The 23,299-nt window shown below is 55.0% G+C and carries 21 protein-coding genes; 6 read left to right on the top strand and 15 right to left on the bottom strand.

Annotation, left to right across the window (positions count from 1 at the left end; translation table 11 throughout):
* Nucleotide 1: 1 nt before the first annotated feature.
* Complete coding sequence (gene mutM, locus ABLU86_RS12240; RefSeq protein WP_015369156.1) at nucleotides 2-811, top strand: bifunctional DNA-formamidopyrimidine glycosylase/DNA-(apurinic or apyrimidinic site) lyase; 810 nt, start codon at nucleotides 2-4, stop codon at nucleotides 809-811.
* A gap of 78 nt (nucleotides 812-889) precedes the next feature.
* On the opposite strand, the gene coaD is transcribed toward mutM, so the two are convergent.
* From coaD to ABLU86_RS12205, 7 genes are all read right to left on the bottom strand, one after another.
* Entirely contained in the window at nucleotides 890-1,369 is a 480-nt protein-coding gene (gene coaD / locus ABLU86_RS12235) for a pantetheine-phosphate adenylyltransferase (RefSeq protein WP_015703808.1), read from the bottom strand.
* Between the two features lie 2 nt (nucleotides 1,370-1,371).
* Nucleotides 1,372-2,142 (bottom strand): glycosyltransferase family 2 protein, encoded by a 771-nt coding sequence (locus ABLU86_RS12230; protein WP_020077684.1) that lies wholly within the window; start codon nucleotides 2,140-2,142, stop codon nucleotides 1,372-1,374.
* Nucleotides 2,142-3,416 (bottom strand): lipid IV(A) 3-deoxy-D-manno-octulosonic acid transferase, encoded by a 1,275-nt coding sequence (waaA, locus tag ABLU86_RS12225; protein ID WP_015369159.1) that lies wholly within the window; start codon nucleotides 3,414-3,416, stop codon nucleotides 2,142-2,144. The genes ABLU86_RS12230 and waaA overlap by 1 nt, the downstream gene beginning before the upstream one ends.
* A 155-nt stretch (nucleotides 3,417-3,571) precedes the next feature.
* Nucleotides 3,572-5,182, bottom strand: coding sequence for a sulfatase-like hydrolase/transferase (locus ABLU86_RS12220; protein ID WP_020077685.1), 1,611 nt, complete (start codon nucleotides 5,180-5,182; stop codon nucleotides 3,572-3,574).
* A 6-nt stretch (nucleotides 5,183-5,188) separates the two neighbouring features.
* Entirely contained in the window at nucleotides 5,189-6,160 is a 972-nt protein-coding gene (locus ABLU86_RS12215; protein WP_015369161.1) for a hypothetical protein, read from the bottom strand.
* A 9-nt stretch (nucleotides 6,161-6,169) separates the two neighbouring features.
* Complete coding sequence (locus ABLU86_RS12210; RefSeq protein WP_015369162.1) at nucleotides 6,170-7,153, bottom strand: glycosyltransferase; 984 nt, start codon at nucleotides 7,151-7,153, stop codon at nucleotides 6,170-6,172.
* Between the two features lie 137 nt (nucleotides 7,154-7,290).
* Complete coding sequence (locus tag ABLU86_RS12205; RefSeq protein ID WP_015369163.1) at nucleotides 7,291-8,661, bottom strand: O-antigen ligase family protein; 1,371 nt, start codon at nucleotides 8,659-8,661, stop codon at nucleotides 7,291-7,293.
* A 239-nt stretch (nucleotides 8,662-8,900) separates the two neighbouring features.
* On the opposite strand from ABLU86_RS12205, the gene ABLU86_RS12200 reads away from it, so the two are divergent.
* Nucleotides 8,901-10,004: a glycosyltransferase family 4 protein gene (locus ABLU86_RS12200; RefSeq protein WP_015369164.1), complete on the top strand. Its 1,104-nt coding sequence runs from the start codon at nucleotides 8,901-8,903 to the stop codon at nucleotides 10,002-10,004.
* Here ABLU86_RS12200 and ABLU86_RS12195 read toward each other — a convergent pair.
* Genes ABLU86_RS12195 through rfaD form a run of 5 tightly spaced genes read right to left on the bottom strand, consistent with a single transcriptional unit; the run spans nucleotide 9,983 to nucleotide 15,175 of the window.
* Nucleotides 9,983-11,092 (bottom strand): glycosyltransferase family 4 protein, encoded by a 1,110-nt coding sequence (locus ABLU86_RS12195; protein ID WP_026612195.1) that lies wholly within the window; start codon nucleotides 11,090-11,092, stop codon nucleotides 9,983-9,985. The genes ABLU86_RS12200 and ABLU86_RS12195 overlap by 22 nt on opposite strands.
* On the bottom strand, nucleotides 11,092-12,192 hold the full coding sequence (rfaQ, locus tag ABLU86_RS12190) for a putative lipopolysaccharide heptosyltransferase III (RefSeq protein ID WP_015369166.1): 1,101 nt from the start codon (nucleotides 12,190-12,192) through the stop codon (nucleotides 11,092-11,094). Before rfaQ ends, ABLU86_RS12195 begins: the two co-directional genes overlap by 1 nt.
* The gene (gene rfaC, locus ABLU86_RS12185; protein ID WP_015369167.1) at nucleotides 12,185-13,171 is read right to left on the bottom strand and encodes a lipopolysaccharide heptosyltransferase RfaC; all 987 of its coding nucleotides are present in this window, start codon (nucleotides 13,169-13,171) and stop codon (nucleotides 12,185-12,187) included. The genes rfaQ and rfaC overlap by 8 nt, the downstream gene beginning before the upstream one ends.
* A 3-nt stretch (nucleotides 13,172-13,174) precedes the next feature.
* On the bottom strand, nucleotides 13,175-14,233 hold the full coding sequence (gene rfaF / locus ABLU86_RS12180) for an ADP-heptose--LPS heptosyltransferase RfaF (protein ID WP_020077687.1): 1,059 nt from the start codon (nucleotides 14,231-14,233) through the stop codon (nucleotides 13,175-13,177).
* A gap of 9 nt (nucleotides 14,234-14,242) precedes the next feature.
* Complete coding sequence (gene rfaD, locus ABLU86_RS12175; protein WP_015369169.1) at nucleotides 14,243-15,175, bottom strand: ADP-glyceromanno-heptose 6-epimerase; 933 nt, start codon at nucleotides 15,173-15,175, stop codon at nucleotides 14,243-14,245.
* Nucleotides 15,176-15,387: 212 nt separating this feature from the next.
* Between rfaD and kbl the strand changes: the two genes are divergently transcribed.
* From kbl to ABLU86_RS12155, 4 genes are all read left to right on the top strand, one after another.
* A complete protein-coding gene (gene kbl / locus ABLU86_RS12170) occupies nucleotides 15,388-16,581 on the top strand; it encodes a glycine C-acetyltransferase (protein ID WP_015703795.1) in 1,194 nt (397 codons plus the stop codon).
* A 12-nt stretch (nucleotides 16,582-16,593) separates the two neighbouring features.
* A complete protein-coding gene (gene tdh, locus ABLU86_RS12165) occupies nucleotides 16,594-17,619 on the top strand; it encodes an L-threonine 3-dehydrogenase (RefSeq protein ID WP_015369171.1) in 1,026 nt (341 codons plus the stop codon).
* A gap of 175 nt (nucleotides 17,620-17,794) precedes the next feature.
* The gene (locus ABLU86_RS12160) at nucleotides 17,795-18,523 is read left to right on the top strand and encodes a hypothetical protein (RefSeq protein ID WP_032709391.1); all 729 of its coding nucleotides are present in this window, start codon (nucleotides 17,795-17,797) and stop codon (nucleotides 18,521-18,523) included.
* Between the two features lie 166 nt (nucleotides 18,524-18,689).
* Nucleotides 18,690-19,481, top strand: coding sequence for a glycosyltransferase family 2 protein (locus ABLU86_RS12155; protein ID WP_020077689.1), 792 nt, complete (start codon nucleotides 18,690-18,692; stop codon nucleotides 19,479-19,481).
* Nucleotides 19,482-19,487: 6 nt separating this feature from the next.
* Here the strand turns inward: ABLU86_RS12155 and ABLU86_RS12150 are convergent, their stop codons facing one another.
* From ABLU86_RS12150 to gpmM, 3 genes are read right to left on the bottom strand one after another with little or no spacing between them, the layout of a single operon-like run.
* Entirely contained in the window at nucleotides 19,488-20,435 is a 948-nt protein-coding gene (locus tag ABLU86_RS12150) for a divergent polysaccharide deacetylase family protein (protein WP_020077690.1), read from the bottom strand.
* A 3-nt stretch (nucleotides 20,436-20,438) separates the two neighbouring features.
* Nucleotides 20,439-21,710 (bottom strand): murein hydrolase activator EnvC, encoded by a 1,272-nt coding sequence (gene envC / locus ABLU86_RS12145; protein ID WP_032706535.1) that lies wholly within the window; start codon nucleotides 21,708-21,710, stop codon nucleotides 20,439-20,441.
* 9 nt (nucleotides 21,711-21,719) lie between these two features.
* Nucleotides 21,720-23,264, bottom strand: coding sequence for a 2,3-bisphosphoglycerate-independent phosphoglycerate mutase (gpmM, locus tag ABLU86_RS12140; protein WP_015703792.1), 1,545 nt, complete (start codon nucleotides 23,262-23,264; stop codon nucleotides 21,720-21,722).
* Nucleotides 23,265-23,299: the final 35 nt, after the last annotated feature.

Genomic DNA, 23,299 nt, shown 5'->3' with positions numbered 1-23,299 from the left:
AATGCCTGAATTACCCGAAGTCGAAACCAGCCGTCGCGGCATTGAGCCGCATCTGGTAGGCGCTAACATCCTGCATGCCGTAGTACGCAACGGGCGCCTGCGTTGGCCTGTATCTGAAGAGATTTATCGCCTCAGCGATGAACCGGTGCTGAGCGTGCGCCGACGCGCCAAATACCTGCTGCTGGAGCTGCGTCACGGCTGGATCATTATTCATCTTGGCATGTCCGGCAGCCTGCGCATCCTCAGTGAAGAGCAGCCGGCTGAAAAACACGACCACGTCGACCTGGTGCTGAGTAACGGTAAAGTGCTGCGCTATACCGATCCTCGCCGCTTTGGCGCCTGGTTATGGACTAAAGAGCTGGATGGTCATCCGGTGCTGGCGCATCTCGGCCCGGAGCCGCTAAGCGATGAATTCAACGCCGACTATCTCCAGCAGCGTTGCGCGAAGAAGAAAACCGCCATTAAACCCTGGCTGATGGATAACAAGCTGGTGGTGGGCGTGGGGAATATCTACGCCAGCGAATCGCTGTTTTCCGCCGGGATCCATCCCGATCGGCTGGCCTCGTCGCTCTCGCATCAGGAATGCGAGTGGTTAGTGAAGATGATTAAGCTGGTGCTGCTGCGCTCGATTGAGCAGGGTGGAACGACGCTGAAGGATTTCCTGCAAAGCGACGGTAAACCGGGATATTTCGCCCAGGAGCTGCAGGTATATGGCCGCAAAGGCGAGCCGTGCCGGATCTGCGGCACGCCGATTATCGCCAGCAAACACGCTCAGCGCGCGACCTTTTATTGCCGCCAGTGTCAGAAGTAGTGGAGAGGGTTGTGGATTATGCCAGGCCAGATAAGCTGGCAGCCCCGCTACGCGCAGCGCGAGCGGGGGCAGGAAATGCTACTTCAGCTTATTTAACAGCGCCTGATGTACGTTAGGCGGCAGGAAGTGGGAGACGTCGCCCTGGTGGCGCGCCACTTCCTTAACCAGCGATGAAGAGATAAACGACCACTCTTTGCACGGCATCAGGAACACGCTTTCCAGCGTGGGCATCAAATGGCGGTTCATGTGCGCCAGCTGCATTTCATATTCGAAATCCGCCACTGCCCGCAGGCCGCGAATTAAAATATTCGCCTGCTGCGCGCGGGCGAAATTGGCCATCAAATCGCTAAAGCCAATCACCTCAACGTTGACCAGATGCGCCGTTGCCTGCTCCGCCAGCGCAATGCGTTCATCGAGGCTAAACATCGGTTTTTTGCTCGGGCTGGCGGCGATGGCCAGCAAAACCTTATCAAACATACCCGCCGCACGGGTGACGATATCGATATGGCCGTTGGTGATAGGGTCAAAGGTGCCCGGATAGATCGCTTTTGTGCCCATAATTACACTTTCTCCGAGTAGCCGCGGCTGAGTGCCCACAGCTCGGTGTATTTATTAAACGTGTATTGCGCATTGACTACCGCCAGCAGCCAACCCTGTTTTCCATCCAGCACGCCGCCGCGCAGCAGCAGCGTTTTCACGAAGGCGCCCAGCGTATGGCTGAAAATCCCCGCCATCGAGGTTTTCTTGCCCTTCTGATGGCGCTCAAGCGCCCAGGCTGCGGCATACGCCAGCTGTTTCTGCTGGAAGCCGGAGAAGTCGCGGCAGGTCAGGTGCAGCAGATCGCCGCTGAGCGGCACGACTTCGGCGCCGAGGCTATCCAGAGATTCATGCACCAGATTATCGTTATAGCGGTAACGCGCGCGTTCGTACAGGCGCATCACCCGATCGGGATACCAACCGCTGTGGCGCATAAAACGCCCGAGGAAGTAGTTACGCCGGGCGATACTGTAGATAACGCCGCGCTGCGGCGCGTCCAGTACCTTGAGAATAGCCGCTTTCAGTTCAGGCGTAACGCGCTCGTCGGTATCAATCATCAGCACCCAGTCGTGAGTGGCGTAATCCTGTGCGCGCTGGCGCTGAATGCCATAGCCTCGCCAGTCGGTATTGCTATAGACCCGCGCGCCGAGGCTACGGGCCAGTTCGACGGTATTGTCGGTACTGCCGGAGTCCAGCACCACCACTTCATCCGCCCAGCTTACCGACGCCAGGCAATCGGCGAGCAGGTCGGCGGCGTTTTTGGCGATCATCACGACGGAGAGTCGGGTCGACATTAGTGGCTCCGCTGCGGCAGGTAGGGTTGCAGTAACTGTAGCAGACGCGACAGCGCGCCCTGGTTTTGGTGCAGCACTTCCACCGCGTGGCGGCCGTACCACAGTCGATAATCTTCGTCCGTCAGCAGGGTAGAAACCTCTCTGACCAGCGAGTCGGCGTCCGTGACGGTGATCAGGCCATCATCCTGCTGCAGCTTGGCGCAGATATCTTTAAAGTTGAAGGTATGCGGGCCCATCAGCACCGGAATAGCATGGGCGGCGGGTTCGAGCGGGTTATGCCCGCCACGTTCAACCAGGCTGCCGCCGACGAACGCCAGGTCGGCAATGCCGTAGAGCAGCATCAATTCGCCCATGGTATCGCCAATCACCACCTGGGTGCTGTTCGACGGAATTTCACCGGTGCTGCGCATGGTGAAGCTCATCCCGGCCTTTTGCACCATATCGCGAGCGTCGCCGAAGCGTTCCGGATGGCGCGGCACGAGGATCAGCAGCAGGTCGGGGAAGGTTTCCAGCAGTTTTTTATGTGCCTGCAGGATGATTTGTTCTTCGCCGTCGTGCGTGCTGGTGGCGATCCACACTTTACGGTGCGGCGCCCACTGGCGACGCAGGGTAACGGCGCGGGCCGCCAGTTCCGGGGTTACGGAAATATCGAATTTCAGGCTGCCGGTCACCGCCAGTTGGTTACGTTTGAGGCCAAGCGCGAGGAAGCGGTTGCCGTCCTCTTCATTTTGCGCGGCGATAAGCGTAATACGGCTTAACAGGCGGCGCATGAAGCCGCCGAGTTTGGCATAGCCTTTCGCGGAACGCTCTGACAGGCGCGCGTTGGCGATAACCAGCGGGATTTTACGTTTGTGCAGCGCGGCGACCATGTTCGGCCACAGCTCGGTTTCCATCACGATGACCAGTTTCGGCTGTACGCTGTTGAGGAAGCGGTTCATGGCGCAGGGTAGGTCATACGGCAGATACACGTGATGAACATCTTTACCGAAGGCAGACATCGCTCGCTCTGAGCCGGTTGGCGTCATGGTCGTGACGGTGATGGGCAGTGAGGGATAGCGATGGCGTAGCGCGCGTACTAACGGGATCGCCGCCAGCGTTTCACCGACGGAGACGGAGTGCAGCAGAATGCCATCCGGCACTACCTTGTTTTGACAGAAGCCATAACGTTCAGCCCAGCGTTTTCGGTAGGCCGGCGCCTTACGGCTGCGCAGCAGCAGTCGCAGCCACACCAGCGGCTGAATGAGGTAGAGTAGGGTGGTATAAAGCAATTCCAAACTATTTATCCGTTTTAGGTTTTTTGCGGGCAAATTCTAAGCATTTAACCCGCGTAAAGCTATCTCTTTGGCGCTTTCCCAGTCCTTTTGTTGTCTTCCATACCCGATGTTGGCAAAGGTGGGCAATGATTGCCCACCTTCTATACGCCGCAGAATTATTGTTCCGCAGGAGGGAGTGCATTCAAATGATAGGTTACACGCTCAGAAAGACCGCGAATATCGCCGCCAGTAATAAAGTAACTGTCATCTTTCAGATTAGGGTTTTCAATGGTGTACCCTAACATTTTGTTGATCAGCGTTGCCAGTTGATAGTGGTTCAACGGCATCTGAGGCGCAATATTGTGCATTGAATAGGCCGGGTCGTTACTAAAGTAGAGGAACGGAACCTGCGCGATTGGCATTGAAACGATAGAGTGGCCAAATAAGCCGCCATCGCCGACGCGTTCACCGTGATCGGAGGTGACGAAGACCAGGACGGGTAATTTCGACTTGGCCATTACCGTGCGAATCGCCGAGGCCAGTTCACGATCGTAAAGGCGAACCGCGTCATCATACTCGTTTTTCTTCTGGGTGACTTCATCGCCGGCTTCCGGTGTTGAGAAGCGGGCAAATCCCTGCGGAATGTTGCGGTCGTAAGGGATATGTGGCGCCCGGCTGTTAAGAACCATCAGGAACGGCTTCGCCCAGTTAATATCGGCTTTTTCTACTGAGGGGGTAAGAACCACATCAGCGCCGATTTCTGGCGCCGGTCGCACCTGTGTATCTTCCCACAGGTTGAGCGCGTGGATGCCAATCCAGTTACTTAAGCCTTCCAGCCCTTGGGCAGAGATAAATGCCGTTTGATAACCACGCTTCTGCGCATTAACAAAAATGTTCGCTGATTTATTCTTGTAGGCGGCGTAGTTGTCAGGCTCGCGCAGGTTATTGACCAACATCGGAATAGCCACGCGAGTAGAGACGGCATTGGAGACGATTAGCCGTCCGGTTCCCTGATATTGCTCCATAAGCGCTTTCAATTCAGGGGTGGTATCTCGTTCATAACCCAACGCGCTAATGTGGTGCGGGTTCAGGCTTTCACCGATAGCGAGAATAATAGAGTAGCGGCCGACCTGGCTTTGCGGGATCGGCGTGACTTTATACGGCTCGTAGGTTGTTAGTTTCTGGTTATCACCGGAAATCGCCTCTGGTATCAGGCGAATAGCGCTGTAGCTCATGGCCGAAAGGCCGTTACGCAGAAGCGAGTGACGCAGATCCGGGTTGAACTTATACATCTGGCCGTTGATCGCTTTGTAAAACTGGCCGACAAACATCACCAGAATCGCTACCAGACATGGCACGGCCAGCAGCTTAGGCCACTGCGGCGCAAAACGGCGCGTAAAGAACAGGGCAAAAACAACAGCGATAAACATGATAACGAAGTAAATTCCCAACGTGCCGAGGCTGTCGGTAATGCCGCTGGCGATATCTTTGGTTTCGACGAACGCCAGCCATACCTCGCTTGGGCCATAGAACTGGCCATAAAACTGATAGTAAATCGCTTCGCTAATTTGCACGATGAAGGTAATCGCCAACAGCAAGCGGGTGATTAAGAAGCGTATACTTACCGCCGCCAGCAGCGAAATAATCAGATAAAGCGAGAGGTCTCCAGCCTTCGGGCTATAGACGTGGTCCTTTAACAGGATAATGATTTCTGGCAGCGCGAACAGCACGGCAAAAGCGACCGTCAGCAGTAATGTACGTATAAGATTGCGGTGTAAAGTCATCATCGTAACTCAGTACTTTTTGGTCAAAGGACGAATCGCTTTGCCAAAACCAAAGCGGAGGGCGCGGACCGGCATTGAACGTGCATTCAAACCCTTGCGCCAGATATCTTCAAAAAGCGCCATCCAACGGGCGGCAACGGCTTCCCTTGAATAGACCTGAAGCCGTTTCTCCCCTTGTTCGCGCATCTTTTGATAGAGCTCGGGGTCGTTCTTTAACTTCATGATCGCTGCGAAGGCTTCGTCCGGATTCTTAGCTATCAGATAGTCGAGTTCGCTTTCGCGAATTGCCCGGAACGATTGTTCATCGTCGCAAATCATTACCGTTTTGCCCAACCAGTTATTGATAAGCTTGCTGGCCGGTTTGCGCGCTAGCTTATGGTCATGTGATTTACGGAAACTCACACAAATATCGACATCGCGGTAGTCTGTCCAGTTGTTGAACGAGATACGCAAGGCAATACCTTGTTCAGCCAGGCGTTGTTTAAATTCATCGCTTTGATATTCCGCCGGGAAACTATCGACGCGCCCGAAATAGGCCACGGTTTGAATAGTGTTATCCGTGCGCTCGCGCGGCTGAACACCCGGCTGCGGCCAATAAGGGACGAAGATACGATTACTGTGACCGTCAACTTCCGGATTTTGGTCAACGACATAATCCGCGCCGATAACCGGTGGTCGGTCAGCGCGCGCGACGACGGTGACACCTCGCCAGGGCTTGACGCGAGAACCGAAATCATCGTTATGCATCAGATTGATAGCATCGGGGCGGCATTCAGAGCCGAAAGAGCATTCTATCGCGTCGCCATAATAATAATTGAGGGCCAGCGTCGTCTGGAATGTCCAGCCACCGCGTCCTCCGCAATAAAAACGCTCTGGAATGGTGTTGGGATCGACCCGGTTATCGAGCAGCGTCTGGAAGTCAGCATAATTTTTAGCGATAAAATCGCTGCGAGAAACGGCGTGCAATTTAAGCTTATTCATAGGTTCGCTTTATTTGACCAGTTTTTTTAAACGAAAATAACGACGTCCCAGACGCCAGCGGAGGCGTAATCCACGCGCATTTTTCCAGATCATCGACCAGATGCCGCGGTCAAAGAGTTCTTGCGTAATTTCCCTTTTTTTGGCGAGGTCTTCGATATTATTGATGCTATGCAGAATACCTAAACCCTCTTTAGCGATTTGCCAATGACAGCCGGGAACGCGTTTCACCTGTTCCGGGTAGCGCTGATTAATGGCATCCAGCATTGTCAGTATTTTCATATAGTGACGTGAAGAGCGCATCCGCGTATCGTCGGTACCAGGGGTATGGGATACCGAAGCTGAGTGGATCAGATAATCATAAAAGACTTCATCGATGTACTGCACGCGTTTGGCTACCAGCAGTATTTCGGTCGTCCAGGGAATATCCTGATGGCGTAGCCCCGGTTCGAAAGAAAAATTATTTTCTTTAATCAGCGCGTGGCGATAAATATTTAGCCAGGTGACGTGCAAAAACTTGCGCGACTCCAGCGCCATATTTAGCCAATCCGGCCCCTCAAGGACGCCAGTGGACGCAAGACGGTCTGAAGGGAATATTTTTTTGCTGGGACGCCCATCATCATAAATGTAATTACCGTTACAGGTAGCGACGTCAAGGTTGTTCTGGTGGGCGATCTCCAGTAAACGGGAATACATCCCCGGGTAGATTACGTCATCGATATCGGGGAAGGCGACATACTCTCCCCGCGCTACCGCAAGACCGCTATTACGTGCCGCGGACACGCCGCCGTTGGCCTGATCGATGACGTGGAACTGGGCAAACTCACCGGCGTAGTGGTTGATAACAGAAGCAGAGTTGTCCGTTGAACCGTCATTAACGACGATGATTTCAAGGCCGCTAATTTGCTGAGCTTTTATGCTGTCAAAAAATGCGCTCAGGAATTTCTCACCGTTATAAACCGCGACGATAAGGCTCAGGACAGGAATGTCTGACATGCTTACTCCGTGATAAAAGCGGGACGTCTAGTGCTACGCTTGGACACTGTTTGTGTTGCAGAGTTCGGATATGAACTGCGCCAGCGCTCTCTATTATCTATGATGCGATAAAGAAAGCCACTGGCGCGGAGGTATGGTTAGTCGTTTGGCGAATAATTCTCACGCGGTCGCAGCGCGGCGATGCCGATGAGCAAACCAGTCAACATCATATATTGCTCGAGATAATGGTCTTTGAGATTGTGGTCGACCATGGTTCGCGAGAAGAAGCCGATGGTAAACAGCAGCAGGAATAACCCAACCATAGTTTTACCATGGCGGAATTCACGCCAGCCGATATACCAGCAGCCCGCCAGTAAGATAAGCCAGCCGGCAATCCCGACCACGCCGTTCTGCAGGCCAAATTCGATTAGCCCATAATGGCTGTGCGGAATCGTAATATGCATATCCTGAGTATCGCGACGCAGAATATAGCGAAACGCCTCTTTGCGAGGGCCAATTCCTGCCGGGTGCTCGCCAACAAGCTTCCAGCCTTGATGGAAGAAGCTGGCTCGGCAGCCGTTAGAGTGATCGATCTCTTTACCCTGGGCGTTGAGCGGGATAGTGCCGTCAACGCGGTTATAGCAGAAGCTGGTAAATGGCGCGTTCCAGCCAGCGACCGCATCGCTTTCCAGACTCTGCCAGCGCGGATCGGTTTTCCAGGAGGCGTAACCGAGGAAAATCGCGGAGCAGAACAGAGCGACTAACAGGCCTAAAGTAAGTACGACGCGGCTGCGGCGCTGGGCGTTCAGGCTAAGCAGGATAAAGGTCGAGAACAGGCTGCCGACCAGCCCTATTGTGCCCCAGCGCGTATCAACCAGTGCGGTACAGATGAGGTTAGAGATCAACAACAGCGTAACGATCGGGGTATTCAGACACAGGAAGCGTTTTTTGATTAACGCTCGGGCCAGTAATTCCGCCAGCAGGAAGCCGGTTATCATATTGACCTGGAAGCTCATACGGGTGCGGTTATAAACAATCCGCGTTTCGCCCCAGTGGATATAGCCATCGCGCCAGTACAGCCAGGCGGAATCCAGGAGATGAATACAAATCACGCCCCAGAAACACAGCACGATCAGTGTGAACAGCCGTGCGCTGGTTAGGGAAGGGAACTGGGTTTGCAGTACCGGCATCAGAATCAGACCGGAACAAAACAGCAGGACCGGGCGCAGCCATTGTCCATCCCAGGTACCGACCATTTCTTTCAGATCCGGGGCGACGAACAGGCCGTTGAACAAGATATAAAGCGTTAGTAGCCAGAGGGTAATCAATACAAACTTTATTTGGTGTGTATCAAGCTTCTGGCGAGCGGTGCGGCTGGTAAAGAATAGGCCGAAACTGCATAAAATAATGGTGTAGATAAAACCATTGCGGTTGAAAAGGAGTTGGTCGTTAGGAATCGGCCAGACAAAACATAATGCCAGGACGTACAAAAACGTCAGTCCTGCAAAAAAATTACGGGTTTTAGTCATAGTTTAGAGGCGGGTTTGACAAACCAGCTTTCCGGCAGCGTGAGTTAACAATATGACAGAAGCTGAAATGCCAGCCACCGTCAATAATCCGTGGATGGGAAAACTAACATACATCGTACTTATGAAGAAGAGGGATAATTGTAAGCGGTCGCGCATTCCTCGTTGCGTTCCTCACAGACCATGCACATCTCCGCTCTCGATGTATATACTATCGCTCCACTGTCAGGAACTGGAAAAGTATGCACATCGTTCACACTGAAGCCGATGGCGGCAAGGGCGGCCAGCCTCTGCGCATCATTAATGAATCGTTAGGTATGGTGGCCCGGGGTCACACCGTGACCATACTGTGCCCGGAATCTGCGCCGTTGCATCAGATGGCGCAGGCGGCAGGATTAACCGTCGTCACGATGCCATTAAAGCGTAAAAATCTGAGTAATCTGATGCGGCTGCGGCGCTGGCTGTTGGAACAGGGTAATAATATTGATGTTATTAACAGCCATAACTCAGCCGATACCTGGCTGGTGGCGTTGGCTAACTTGACTCTGGCAAATCCTATTCCGTTAGTACGTACGCGCCATGCCTCCGGCGTCCCGCGTAATAACTGGACAACGCGTTGGCTGTTTCGCACCGCCTGTGCGCACATCGTTACGACTGGCGAAGCGCTTCGTCATCAAATGACGGCACTGGGCGTACCGCTTGAACAAACCACTTCAGTACCGAGCGGTGTGGATACGCAGCGTTTCTATCCTGATGACAAATATGATGCCCGAGCGTATTGCGAGCTCTCGCAGAACGATTTTTGGCTAGGTGTCGTATCGCATCTGCGCCCTAACAAAGGCCACAGCGTGTTGCTGAAAGCGTTAGCGCAAATAAACGATCCCACGGTGAAGCTGGCGATTGTCGGTGAGGGGCCGCACCGTGAGGCCCTGGAGGAGCAGATTATTCAGCTCAATCTGCTATCTCGTGTGGTGATGGCAGGACATCGCCCTGACCCGCAGCGCTGGTTCCCGGCTTTTGATGTGGCAATTAGTCCTTCTCATGATATGGAAGGCGTGCCGCAGGGGGTCTTACAGTCTCTGGCTTCGCGGATAGCGACGATTGCTACTGATGCTGGTGGTACTGGTGATGCGGTTATCGACCGCCGGACGGGGTTACTTATTGCGCAGAATGATGTTGATGCGCTACGGGAAGCGATCGTTACTCTCTATCAGGACGCATCACTGCGCCGCCAGTTAGCGGAGCAGGGCTATGAGTATCTCACAACCCATTTTACTCGCGAATGTATGTTAGAGGCGATGGAAAGCGTTTTCCGCTCGGCGGCTCAGCGTAAAAGATCGCGATAAAGCGCCTGCAGTTCTTCCGCCATGCGTTCAAGCGTATAGGGGGCGGCGGTGGCGCGTGCGTTGGCCGCAAAATCAACGTTGCGCTCGCGGCCCTTTAACCATTCGCCGATGGCATCCTGATAGCCAATGACGTCGAGCGCATCGCATACCCAGCCGTTGATGCCTTGTTCAATCCACTCCGCTGCGCCACAGCCGAAACTGGTTAGCAGCGGTAGTCCGCAGGCCATAGCCTCGACGCAGACGTTAGGGAATGGATCGTACAACGTAGGTAAGATCAGAGCGTCGGCCGAACCATATACCTGGCGTACATCGGAAACCGGACCGAGAAATTTGACGCGATCGGTAATCTTCAACCGCTTCGCCAGCGCGCTAAAACGATGCGCATGTTTATCGCGCCCGGCGATCAGCAACCAAACGTCAGCATGAGCGGCGACGGCGCGCAGCGCTGTCGCGACGCCTTTCCGCGAAAATCCTGATCCGACATAGGCCAGTACCGGCGCTGACTCGGGGATCCCCAGTGAGCTACGCAGGGACAACGCTTTAACGTCCGGATGAAAATGCGCGGTATCGACACCGTTGTAGATAACGGTTAGCCGATCGTCGGCGAGTTGAAAGCGGCGCGCGATATCATCGCGAACCATTTTTGAATTACAGATAACTTTGCGTAACGCGGGGTGTGTGAACATCTCCCGCTCAGCGCTGAGAATATAGCGATGGTAATGGCTAAAGGACTGCGCCAGACGAGAGAGCGGCGAAAGGATACGGTTATATTGCTCAAGCCAGGCCGCGTGCACGCCATCGCCAGCGCGGAAGATCGTCGCACCGGGGATGCGCTCATGGCACTGTACGATATCAAAGTCTGCGAAATGAGCGGCAGCGGCCTGAGCGAAGCCGCGTTCACGTACCGTGCGGTTACGGAAAGGAGGATTTACCGTCAACGTTTTCCAGTTTGCCGACTCCTCCCATGAGCGGGCGATCAGCGTGACGTCCAGCGCGGAATCCTGCGCTAACACGTTAAGCGCGCGCGAGACAAAACGCTCTGCGCCGCCGTTAGGGTTCCAGGTTTGGCGAACGATAGCCAGTTTCATCATGGAGATTCCAGTAACAGAGTGTCAATCGCGCTCAGGACTTGCTGCGGAGTAATAGCAGTGATGCAGTCCGAAACCTGACTGTCGCCGCAGCCGGCTTTGCCGCACGGCTGGCAGGTAAACCCGGCGGTAATCACACGATATGGCACGCCCCACGGCGACCACTTGATAGCGCCGGTTGGGCCGAAAATGGCCACCGTCGGCGTTCCGACCGCGCTGGCTAAATGCATCGGCATTGAATCAACGCCGAAGTAGAGACGGGCGTGCTTCATCAAGGCGCCAAGCTCTTTCAGATTTAACTGTCCGCTCAAATCGAAAACCGGCTGGGTGAGAGCGGCGCGTAACTCGTTCATGTAGGCCGTTTCTTCTTTCGACGGCGCGGCAGAAAGAATAACAGGCAATCCGCGAGCGGCCAGGGTGTCAATGGTCCTTGCCAGTTTGTCGATTTGCCAGGCCTTAAACATCCAGCGCGAGGTCGGGTGCACCAGAATATAGGATTTACTGCTAAGGCCGAAGGCGTCGAGTTTTTCAGCGATCGATTTCTCTGCCGCCTCTCCTGGTACAAAGAGCGTATTTTTGTCCGCCGCGTTTTGCGGGTGGATACCGATACGGCGCAACGCATCGAGATTCACCTCAACCATATGACGAGAGTTATCCTGAATCGCCGGATACAGCGTGGTAAATGATTTTACCCAACGACGACGCGCCAGGCCGCTGCGCTTATCGGGTTTGAAACCGACCGACACGCGGGGCTTCAGGCGACGCGCCAGACGCGCGCCGTGCCAGTGTTCGGTCAGGTTAATCAACACGTCATACTGACGCGCTTTTAGCGTATTGAGCAGTTCGCGATATAAGCGAAACTGCGCGAGCCAGCCTTTTTTTCGCCACTGGCGGCCAATCGTATGCACCTGATTAATATACGGATGACTGGTCAACATCGCCTGAGTATCGTCATACACCAGGGCATCCACTTCGGCGTCTGGCCAGTTTTTTTTCATTACCGTAAAGACTGGAGATGTTAAAAGTACATCGCCATGGTGGCGAAGCTTGATGATCAGCACGCGTTTAGGCGGACGTTGCTCTGAAAAAAAATCAGACATAGGCTTTCTCTGCTACCAGCAATGGCTCTATTTGTGCAAAAACCGCAGCAGCGTCTAAATCGGCAAGCTGCGATGAGTTAACCGGGCGGATAATATGCTGATTTTTACCATATCCGCCAATCAGTCCCGGATCGGTTGGGCCGTAGAGCGTGAAATTGGGTTTATCGAGCGCGGCGGTCAAATGGCTCAGGCCAGTATCGACGGAAACCACGCCGCGTGCGCCAGCCAGAATCTGGGCGACCTGCTCAAGACTCATGCGCGGCAATACGTCGACGTTCTTGCGCCCTTCCGCCAGCCGTTTTGCCCGCGCCTCTTCATGCGGCGCGCCCCACGGCAGTTTGATCCGTACGGCGCTATCTGCCAGCAGATCGAGAAGCTCTTGCCAGCGCGCTTCCGGCCAGTGTTTATCATCGCGGGTGGTGGCGTGCAGGAAGACCAGATACGGCTCTGCTACCGGTGAGTCGGGGCGAATAAAGTGGCGCGCGATGGCGTAATCACCCTGCGTCTGCGGCCGGGCATAGCCGAGGCTTTTGGCGAACAGTTCGCGCGTACGCTCTACCGCATGCTGTTGAACGGCGATATGGTGGCGACGGTTATAAAACAGGCTCGCCAGCGGCTCGCGGGCGGACTGCCAGTCCATGCCATGTTTAATGCCATGCGCCAGACGCGTCACCAGCGCGGCGCTTTTCACCAGCCCCTGGGCATCGATAATAGCATCGTAGTTGACGGCCTTTACGGCCTCGCGAAAGGCTTTTCTTTCCGCTTTGATAGGCGCGGAAAACCAGGCTTTGCGCCAGCGGCGAATCGCCACCGGAATCACCCGCTCGACGGTCTCATGCCATGAAGGGATCTGTGCGAAGCCCTCTTCAACCACCCAATCAAAGCGGATGCCGGGAATGGCCTGCACAGCATCGGTTAGCGCGGGCAGCGTGTGTAGTACGTCGCCCATGGATGAGGTTTTTACGATCAATACCCGCATCCGTTACGCTTCCTCGTGCTCGGTTTTTTCCGCTAACAGTTCGTTCAGCTCCTGCAAGACGCGTTCTGGAGTGATGTCGATCAGGCTCTGATGATAACCTTCAGCGGCATCCCCTTTGCGCACTTTGTGGTAGCCGCTAATCAGGCGAATAACCCGTGCTTTGTGCGACAGCGGCGGGGTAAAGTCCGGGCTGCTCGGGCCGTACAGCGCCACCAGCGGGCGGTCCAGGGCGGCGGCGACGTGCATCAGCCCCGAATCGTTGCTGACCACGGCCTGACAGGCGGCAATCAGAATCACGGCCTGTTCCAGCTGGGTTTCGCCAGCCAGATTACGGCACCAGGCCTGCTGCTCGCTGCTGAGCGCGGCGATGATCTCTTTGCCGGCATCGTTATCTTTTGCTGAGCCGAAGAGCGCTATCTGATAACCATCGTCAATGAGCTTTTTCGCCAGCGCGGCGTAGTGATAATGCGGCCAGCGTTTTGCTGGGCCGAATTCCGCGCCGGGGCAGAAGCCGATAATTGGCCGATCGTTTGAGAGATTAAAGGCGTTGCAGGCCTGTGATTTTTCGCCGTCGTTGACCTGCAGGTGCGGCCACAGCAGCGGCTGTGGAAGGTCTTTAGCGCAGCGCATGACGCCGTTATCGTAGGCCAGCGCCACGTAGCGCTCCACCATCAGCGGCCAGGCGTCTTTATCCAGCACGCGGGCGTCGTTGAGCAGGCCGTAGCGCATTTCGCCGCGCCAGCCGGTGCGCAGCGGGATGTTGGCAAAGAAAGGCACCAATGCCGATTTAAACGAATTCGGCAGCACATAAGCACGATCGTAACGACGATCGCGCAGGCTGTGGCCGAGTTTGCGGCGTTCGCCGATAGCCAGCGCGCCGTGGCCGAGCGGCATGGCAATCGCTTCATTGACTTCCGGCATGCGCGATAACAACGGACGGCACCATGCCGGCGCCATCACGTCGATAATCGCCTGGGGATAGCGCGCCCTGAGCGTACGATAAAGACTTTGCGACATCATCATGTCGCCCACCCAAGACGGGCCTATCACCAATATTTTCATGCTTGTTTCTTACGCGTCGCGGTTGAGCCAGGCCATATATTCCGTTACGCCTTCGGCAACGGTTTTGAACGGTTTGTCATAGCCCGCTTTACGCAGGTTAGTCAGATCGGCTTGGGTGAATGCCTGGTAGCGGCCTTTCAGTTTGTCCGGGAACGGGATGTACTCAATGCTGCCTTTCTTATGGTACGCCAGGGTCGCATCGGCGACCGCCTGGAAGGATTCCGCGCGGCCAGTACCAAGGTTGAAGATACCGGAAACGCCATTTTCCCAGAACCACAGGTTCACCGCGGCGACGTCGCCGACATAGACGAAGTCGCGTTTGAATCCATCGCTGCCTTCGAATAGTTTCGGATTTTCGCCATTATTCAACTGGGTATTGAGGTGGAAGGCCACGCTCGCCATGCTGCCTTTGTGGCCTTCGCGCGGCCCGTAGACGTTGAAATAACGGAAGCCGACAATCTGCGAATCTGCTTCCGGCAGGATCTGACGGACGTATTCGTCGAACAGGAATTTTGAGTAGCCGTAGACGTTCAGCGGTTTTTCGAATTCGCGGGATTCGATAAAGTCGCTGGTGCGCCCGCCGTAGGTGGCGGCGGAAGAGGCGTACAGGAACGGGATTTCACGCTCCAGGCAGTAGTGCAGCACCTCTTTGGAGTACTGATAGTTGTTATCCATCACATACTTGCCGTCCCACTCGGTGGTGGAAGAGCAGGCGCCTTCGTGGAATACCGCTTCGACCTCGCCGAACTCTTCGCCAGCCATAATCTGGATCAGAAAATCTTCTTTATCCATGTAGTCAGCGATGTCCAGATCCACCAGGTTTACGAATTTGGTGCCGTCTTTCAGATTGTCTACAACCAGAATATCGGTGATGCCTTTGTCATTCAGGGCTTTAACGATGTTGCTGCCGATAAAGCCTGCGCCGCCGGTTACGATGATCATAACTGTACCTTTGAAGTAGAGGGTCCGGAGACAATCCGGACACGAATACTCATATCATATCACTACATCCGAAAGGCTTCAGCCATTCGCCGAAAAGGTGCTGGCCGCGCGTGATTTATGCTGCAAATAATTCATTCAGGCATGCATCATCTCGTATCAACGTATAGCTTTGGGTAATATGTGCCAAATTTTGCCGAATCTGGAGAGTTGCAATGCGTGGTGATTTCTACAAACAGTTAACCAATGACCTGGATACCGCGCGCGCGGAAGGGTTGTTTAAAGAAGAACGTATCATTACTTCGGCTCAGCAGGCGGACATCACCGTCGGCGACAGCCACGTCATTAACTTCTGCGCCAACAACTATCTGGGCCTGGCGAACCACCCGGAACTGATCGCCGCGGCGAAATCCGGCATGGACAGCCACGGCTTCGGGATGGCCTCGGTGCGCTTCATCTGCGGTACCCAGGACACGCATAAGCAGCTTGAGAAAAAACTGGCGGATTTCCTCGGTATGGAAGACGCGATTCTCTACTCCTCTTGCTTTGATGCCAACGGCGGCCTGTTTGAAACGCTGCTGGGGCCGGAAGACGCCATTATCTCTGATGCGCTGAACCATGCGTCGATCATCGACGGCGTGCGCCTGTGTAAAGCGAAGCGTTTCCGCTATGCCAACAACGATATGCAGGAGCTGGAAGCGCGTCTGAAAGAAGCGCGCGAAGCTGGCGCTCGCCACGTGCTGATCGCCACCGATGGCGTTTTCTCCATGGACGGGGTGATCGCCAACCTGAAAGGCGTCTGTGACCTGGCGGATAAATATGATGCGCTGGTGATGGTCGATGATTCTCACGCCGTGGGCTTTGTCGGCGAAAATGGCCGCGGTTCCCATGAATATTGCGACGTGATGGGCCGCGTCGACATCATTACCGGCACGTTGGGTAAAGCGCTGGGCGGCGCGTCAGGCGGTTACACCGCGGCGCGCAAAGAAGTCGTTGAGTGGCTGCGCCAGCGTTCCCGTCCTTATCTGTTCTCCAACTCCCTGGCGCCGGCTATCGTCGCCGCTTCTATCAAGGTGCTGGAGATGGTGGAAGCGGGCAGCGAACTGCGCGATCGCCTGTGGGCTAACGCGCGCCTGTTCCGCGAAAAAATGACCGCCGCAGGCTTTACCCTCGCAGGCGCCGACCACGCGATCATCCCGGTGATGCTCGGTGAAGCCACCATCGCGCAGGAATTCGCGCGTGAACTGCAGAAAGAAGGTATTTACGTCACCGGTTTCTTCTATCCGGTGGTTCCAAAAGGCCAGGCGCGTATTCGCACCCAGATGTCGGCGGCGCATACCCCTGAACAAATTGAACGTGCGGTGGAAGCCTTTACCCGCATCGGCAAACAACTGGGCGTCATCGCCTAATAAGGGTGTGAGATGAAAGCGTTATCCAAACTGAAAGCGGAAGAAGGCATCTGGATGACCGACGTACCGGAACCGGAAGTCGGCCATAACGATCTGCTGATTAAAATCCGTAAGACCGCGATTTGCGGTACCGACGTGCACATCTATAACTGGGACGAATGGTCGCAGAAAACCATTCCGGTTCCGATGGTGGTGGGGCATGAGTACGTTGGCGAAGTCGTGGGTATCGGTCAGGAAGTTCGCGGCTTTAAGCTTGGCGATCGCGTTTCCGGCGAAGGGCATATCACCTGCGGACATTGCCGCAACTGCCGTGGCGGTCGTACCCATCTGTGCCGTAATACCATCGGCGTGGGGGTAAACCGCCCGGGCTGTTTCGCTGAATATCTGGTGATCCCGGCCTTCAACGCTTTCAAAATCCCGGATAATATCTCTGACGATCTGGCATCCATCTTCGACCCGTTCGGCAACGCTGTGCATACCGCGCTTTCCTTCGACCTGGTCGGTGAAGATGTTCTGGTTTCCGGCGCTGGCCCGATCGGCGTGATGGCCGCGGCAGTGGCGAAACATGTCGGCGCGCGTAACGTGGTGATTACCGATGTTAACGAATATCGTCTGGAGCTGGCGCGTAAAATGGGCGTCACCCGCGCGGTTAACGTCGCTAAAGAGAATCTTAACGACGTGATGGCCGAGCTGGGGATGACCGAAGGCTTCGACGTGGGTCTGGAGATGTCCGGCGCGCCGCCGGCGTTTCGTACCATGCTCGATACCATGAACCACGGCGGACGTATTGCGATGCTGGGTATTCCTCCGTCGGATATGTCTATCGACTGGACCAAGGTCATCTTCAAAGGGCTGTTTATCAAAGGGATTTACGGCCGCGAAATGTTTGAAACCTGGTATAAGATGGCGGCGTTGATCCAGTCTGGCCTCGATCTTTCGCCGATTATCACCCACCGTTTCGGTATTGATGACTTCCAGAAAGGCTTTGACGCGATGCGTTCCGGCCAGTCTGGTAAAGTGGTGCTGAGCTGGGATTAAGCGAATTATCGTCAGGATGACGATAATAAGCATTCTTGCTGCCCATGAATCATGGGCAGCTTATCCTTTTCATATATATCGATAATAAAGTTATTGTTATTACTACGGTCACTATTGAACTGGTGTCGGGTTTATTTATATTCTGCCATATCTTCATATAACAAGGATGAGATATATGGCACACCCTATTTTTATCAGCCGTCTTTGGCAATTGAAGAATATTATCTTGCCGGTACTACTGCTAATGGTAAGTTTTGGCATTCAGGCTGAGCGCAGGCTTGAGCATGGCGTACTGCAAGCCTACTGGAAGGCGCAATGGAGCGATAACGCGACCATTAATGTTCCTGCCCTCGGATTTCGCTATTATTGGCTGGATGACCAGGGGAAATTAAAAAAAGTCATCAATATATATGTTAAGGCAACGCTGAAAGAACAGTTGCTGTTTATTCGGCAGAACTTTAGTGATATCCCGGAAAATTTTATCAAATTTCGCGAGTGGTACGTTAACCAGCAGGGTAGTCTGCTGGTTAATAATATCGCGCAGTATATCGAATGCAGCAGTGAGAATTATAGCGCCGTATTGCTTTCTTTTGTTCCTGTGCAAAATAAACCTGCATCAAATATAGACGATATGAATGCTCAGGTCCCCTGCGGCGGGGACGGGCGCTATCCCTGGTTAACGACATATCATTTACAGCATGAATGGAATCAGCTTTCATTCAAAGAATGGCCAGATGATAATGCGAATAATACATATTCCGTTATGGCTGATGACGTGGTGGTGAAAATACGCACTATTAACAAATACTGGATCTATGCCGCTCTTTACGATGACAGCAAAGCGGACCGTATGAGTGACAAACGGGGGTACATAAGGAGAGGGCATCTCAAACCAGATAACTGACACCCGGTGGTATCGGGCAATGTGATGAAATTTATCTCAAGGTAGATTTATTTAGATTTGGATAACATTTCTAAAATAATACGTATCTATCGCACTATTTCTGCATCGATTTTTTACCTATTCGTTTATACAGTTAGTTTACTCTTCGTTTAATCGCATAAACACTATGTTTAAACTCTCAGTATGCTTGCTGACCTGTAATTCGGCCCGCTTATTACGGGAAGTATTGCCGCCGTTGTTGCGGGTGGCAGATGAGTTTATTGTCGTTGATTCCGGCAGTATGGATGAAACGCTACAGATATGTCAGCAGTTTGGCTTAACGGTTCACCATCACCCCTATGCCGCCCACGGCATGCAGATGAACTATGCGACCTCGCTGGCGACTCATGACTGGGTGCTGTGCATGGATAGCGACGAAATCCTCGATGATGAAGTGGTTGCGGCGATTCTTGCGCTTAAGGCGGGAGAGGAGCCGGATCCGACCTGCGCGTGGCGCCTGCCGCGCTACTGGTTCGTGCTTGGCGAACAGGTGCGGACCATCTATCCCATCTCATCGCCGGATTACCCGGTACGTCTGTTCAACCGTCAGCGGGCCAGTTTTAACCAGCGTCCGGTAGACGATCAGGTAGTCGGCCATCTGACCTCGACCAGGCTGCCGGGCTTTGTCCGCCACGATACCTTCTATTCACTGCATGAAGTGTTTAACAAGCTCAACAGCTATACCACCCGGCTGGTGAAGATGCAGAAGGTCAGGCCGTCGCTCAGCCGCGGGATTATCAGCGCCATCGGTGCGTTTTTTAAGTGGTATTTATTCAGCGGCGCCTGGCGTAGCGGCAAGGTGGGGGCCGTAACCGGTTTGTACGCCACCTTGTACAGCTTCATGAAGTATTTTAAAGCCTGGTATGCCTACAATGGTAAGCAGCAGGGAACCGTGACGGAGAAGCGCACGGATCCCTGATGAAGATTAGTTGGTGGGGCTGTCCCAGCCCTGCCATTTCAACTGGTAATACTGGACCAGCGCGCTCTGGCTGATGCTTTCGCTGAGGATGCTAAAGAAGCGGCTGGCGTTCACCGGCTCCAGCGGACGCTTCGGTTTGCAGTACTTCACACCGTGGAACGGGTTACGCGGCTTCTGCTGCTGCGGCGCGTTTGGTTGGACGGGCGTGTTTGGCGTCGAGTTGTCGACCTGCGGTTCGTTCAGCAGATTACTCGGGCGCACCAGCGTGATATCAGGCGGCAGGTTATAGACCATTTGCTGTAGTACCCGCACCGTTGAAGGATGCGGGTGGCCAATGGCGATCGCCGAACCATTACGCCGCGCCAGTGCGATGGCGCGATTGAACTGAGTGCGGATGTCCGCCTCGTTCTGGGTGTCGTCGAGAAACACTTTGCGTTTAATCACCTTCACGCCGGTACCCTGGGCGGCGCGCATGGCCTGGGTGTTGCCGATGGTCACGCTATCGAGAAAATAGAGATTGTAGCGTTCCAGCGCCTGCATCACCTTTTGCATGCCGAACAGGTTTGAGGTCATGGCGCTACCCATGTGGTTATTCAGCCCGACGGCGTAAGGCACTTTCCCGTAAGCCTCACGGATAATACGTTCGATCTCATCGCTGCTCATATCCGGGCGCAGCGTGTCTTTTTCCAGCGGTTGCTTGCTGAGCGGCGCCATCGGCAGATGGATCAGCACTTCATGGCCCAGATTATGCGCTTTAGTGGCCATTTCCCGGGCGTGGGGGGCATTCGGAAGTACGGCGACGGAGATGGTGGGCGGTAGCGCCAGCACCTTATTTTCCGTCTGCGGACGGTAGCCGAAATCATCGATAACGATAGAGAGTTTACCGGCAAAAACCGGCGCAGCCATAGCCAGCGAACCGGCTACAGCAAGTGCAATCATGCGAAATTGAAGCAAAACTTATCTTCCCAACCACGGCTGTGGATTGACCGCCTGACCCTGGCGGCGAATTTCGAAATAGAGCGACGGACGACCCTGACCGCCGCTACTGCCTACCAGCGCGATAGCCTGGCCCGCGCGGACCTGGGTACCGACGCTAACCAGCGCGCTTTGGTTATAGCCGTAAAGACTCATGTCGCCTTTGCCGTGTTCAACGACCACCACCAGGCCGTAGCCCTGTAGCCAGTCGGCGAGGATCACCCGGCCATCGGCAATGGCTTTGACTTCGGTGCCTTCAGACGCAGCGATAACCATCCCTTTCCAACGTAGTTCACCTTGCAGCTGTTCGCCATAACGATGAAGAATTGTTCCGCGTACCGGCCAGAAAGCCTGCCCGCGCGGCGCGCCGAGGCCGCCGGTTCGCGACATCAGCGAACGTTCGCTTTCGGTTGGTTTATAGGTGGTGCCTTTGCGCGAGGCCTCCTGCTGGCGGTCACGTACCGCCTGGGCATCACGAGCCTCGCGGTCGGCGCGGGCTTTGGCTGCCGCTTCCGCCTGGGCGATGCGGCCGCGCAGGCGCGATTCGTTAGCGCGCAGTTCGCTGAGCTGCTGTTGGCCTTTCTGAATGGAGGATTCGAGGCTGGAGAGCGTCTTTTTACGCTCGTTGCGCGCCTGCTCAAGCTTGGCCTGCTGCGCTTTTTGCTCGTAAACCAGCGTTTGCTGCTGGCTTTGTTTTTCTTCCAGCATCGATTTTTGCACCGCGACTTCTTCGCGCGTCTGCTTGAGCTGGGCGATGGTCTCCTGACGGGCCTGGTTAAAGTAACCAAAATAGGCCTGCAGGCGCTGGTTACGCTGCCCCTCTTCACCGCTGAGGATCATCTGCATGCCGGTGTGCGGCCCCTGGCGGAACGCGGCGTCAAGCTGCGCGGCGAGATTCCGTTCCTGGGAGGCGCGCTGGCGCTCCAGCTTAGCGATAGACGCGTTCATGTCGTCAATCTGCTTATTGAGCTGATTGAGAGTATCCTGAGTTTCACGCAGTTTGCGCGCGGCGGCGGAAATGGCCTCTTCCTGCGCTTTTAACTGGGCGAGCAGGGAGGCGCGTTGCTGCTGCTGTTGCTTAATCGCGCGCTGTTTGGCGGCGATATCGGCCTGAATGGATTTCAGCTGGTCGCGGTCATCGGCGTGAGCGGATGCGGCGCACAGCAATACGCCAGCGCTAAGCGCGCTGGCGTAAAGAACGGATCGAACAGCCGTTGCGATCCATGTATTTGAATAAGTCGCCTTTCCCCTCATGGGGAAGGATTATTCCACGATGAACAGCGGCTTGCCAGTCATCTCTTGCGGGATTTCCATTCCCATCAGCGACAGCATGGTTGGCGCGATGTCGGAAAGCTTGCCGCCTTCGGCCACTTTCACCGTTTTGTCGCCAACGTAGATCAGCGGAACCGGCAGGTTAGTATGCGCGGTGTGCGCCTGCCCGGTCGCCGGATCGCGCATCTGTTCGGCGTTGCCGTGGTCGGCGGTGATCAGCAGCTGGCCGCCGACGGATTCAACGGCCGCGGCCACTTGCTCAATGCAGTGATCCAGCGCTTCAACCGCTTTCACGGCGGCTTCCATCACCCCGGTATGGCCTACCATATCGCCGTTCGGGTAGTTGCAGATGATGGTGTCATACTGACCGCCTTTGATGGCCGCAACCAGTTTCTCGGTCAGCTCGGCGGAGCTCATTTCCGGCTGCAGGTCGTAAGTGGCGACCTTCGGCGAGTTAATCAGAATACGGTCTTCGCCTTTGAACGGATTTTCTACCCCGCCGTTAAAGAAGAAGGTCACGTGCGCATATTTCTCGGTTTCGGAGATGCGCAGCTGGGTTTTGTCGTGCTTCGCCATCCACTCGCCGAAAGTGTTCACCAGTGAAGCTGGTGGATAAGCGCAAGCGACTTTGATGTCGGCGGCGTATTCGGTCAGCATCACGAAATCGAGGTTAACCACTTTCTTACGCGCGAAGCCGTCGAAGTCGGCGTTAACGAAGGCGCGGGTGATTTCGCGCGCGCGGTCAGCGCGGAAGTTCATGAAGATCAGCGCGTCGCCGTCTTCCATTGCGGCATCGGCCTGGCCGGCGGCGCGGATAACGGTCGCTTTGACGAACTCGTCGTTTTCGTCACGCGCGTAGGCTGCCTGCAGGCCCGCCACGGCGGTGTCGGCCTGGAATTCGCCTTTGGCCAGCGTCATCAGGTCATAGGCTTGCTCTACGCGATCCCAGCGGTTGTCGCGGTCCATGGCGTAGTAGCGGCCAATGATAGAGGCGATACGGCCTTTGCCAAGCGCGGTGAATTTAGCTTCGAATTTAGCCAGCGTGGCTTCAGCGCTGCGCGGCGGCGTGTCGCGGCCATCGAGGAAAGCGTGCAGATAGATTTTCTCTGCGCCGCGTTCGGCGGCCAGTTCTACCATCGCCATGATGTGGTCTTCGTGGCTGTGAACGCCGCCAGGCGACATCAGGCCCATGATGTGTACCGCTTTACCGGCGGCGACGGCTTTGTCGACCGCGCCGGTCAGCACCGGGTTGGCAAAGAAGGTGCGTTCTTTGATTTCAACGTCCAGACGGGTCAGATCCTGATACACGATACGGCCCGCGCCGAGGTTAACGTGGCCCACTTCGGAGTTACCCATCTGGCGGTCAGGCAGGCCGACTTCCAGACCGGATGCATCAATCAGGGTGTGCGGGCGTTTTGCCCACAGTGCGTCCATTACCGGCGTTTTCGCGCTATAAATGGCGTTATCCTGCTGGTCTTCACGGTAGCCGTAGCCATCCAGAATCACCAGTACCATAGGTTTTTTAGTAACCGACATTGCGACAACCTCATGCTCAAAGACAGAAAATTTGC

It is taken from the genome of Klebsiella sp. JN_Kp121, from assembly GCF_040062145.1.
Taxonomy (GTDB): domain Bacteria; phylum Pseudomonadota; class Gammaproteobacteria; order Enterobacterales; family Enterobacteriaceae; genus Klebsiella; species Klebsiella aerogenes.
This window is presented reverse-complemented; position numbering and strand designations above follow the sequence as displayed.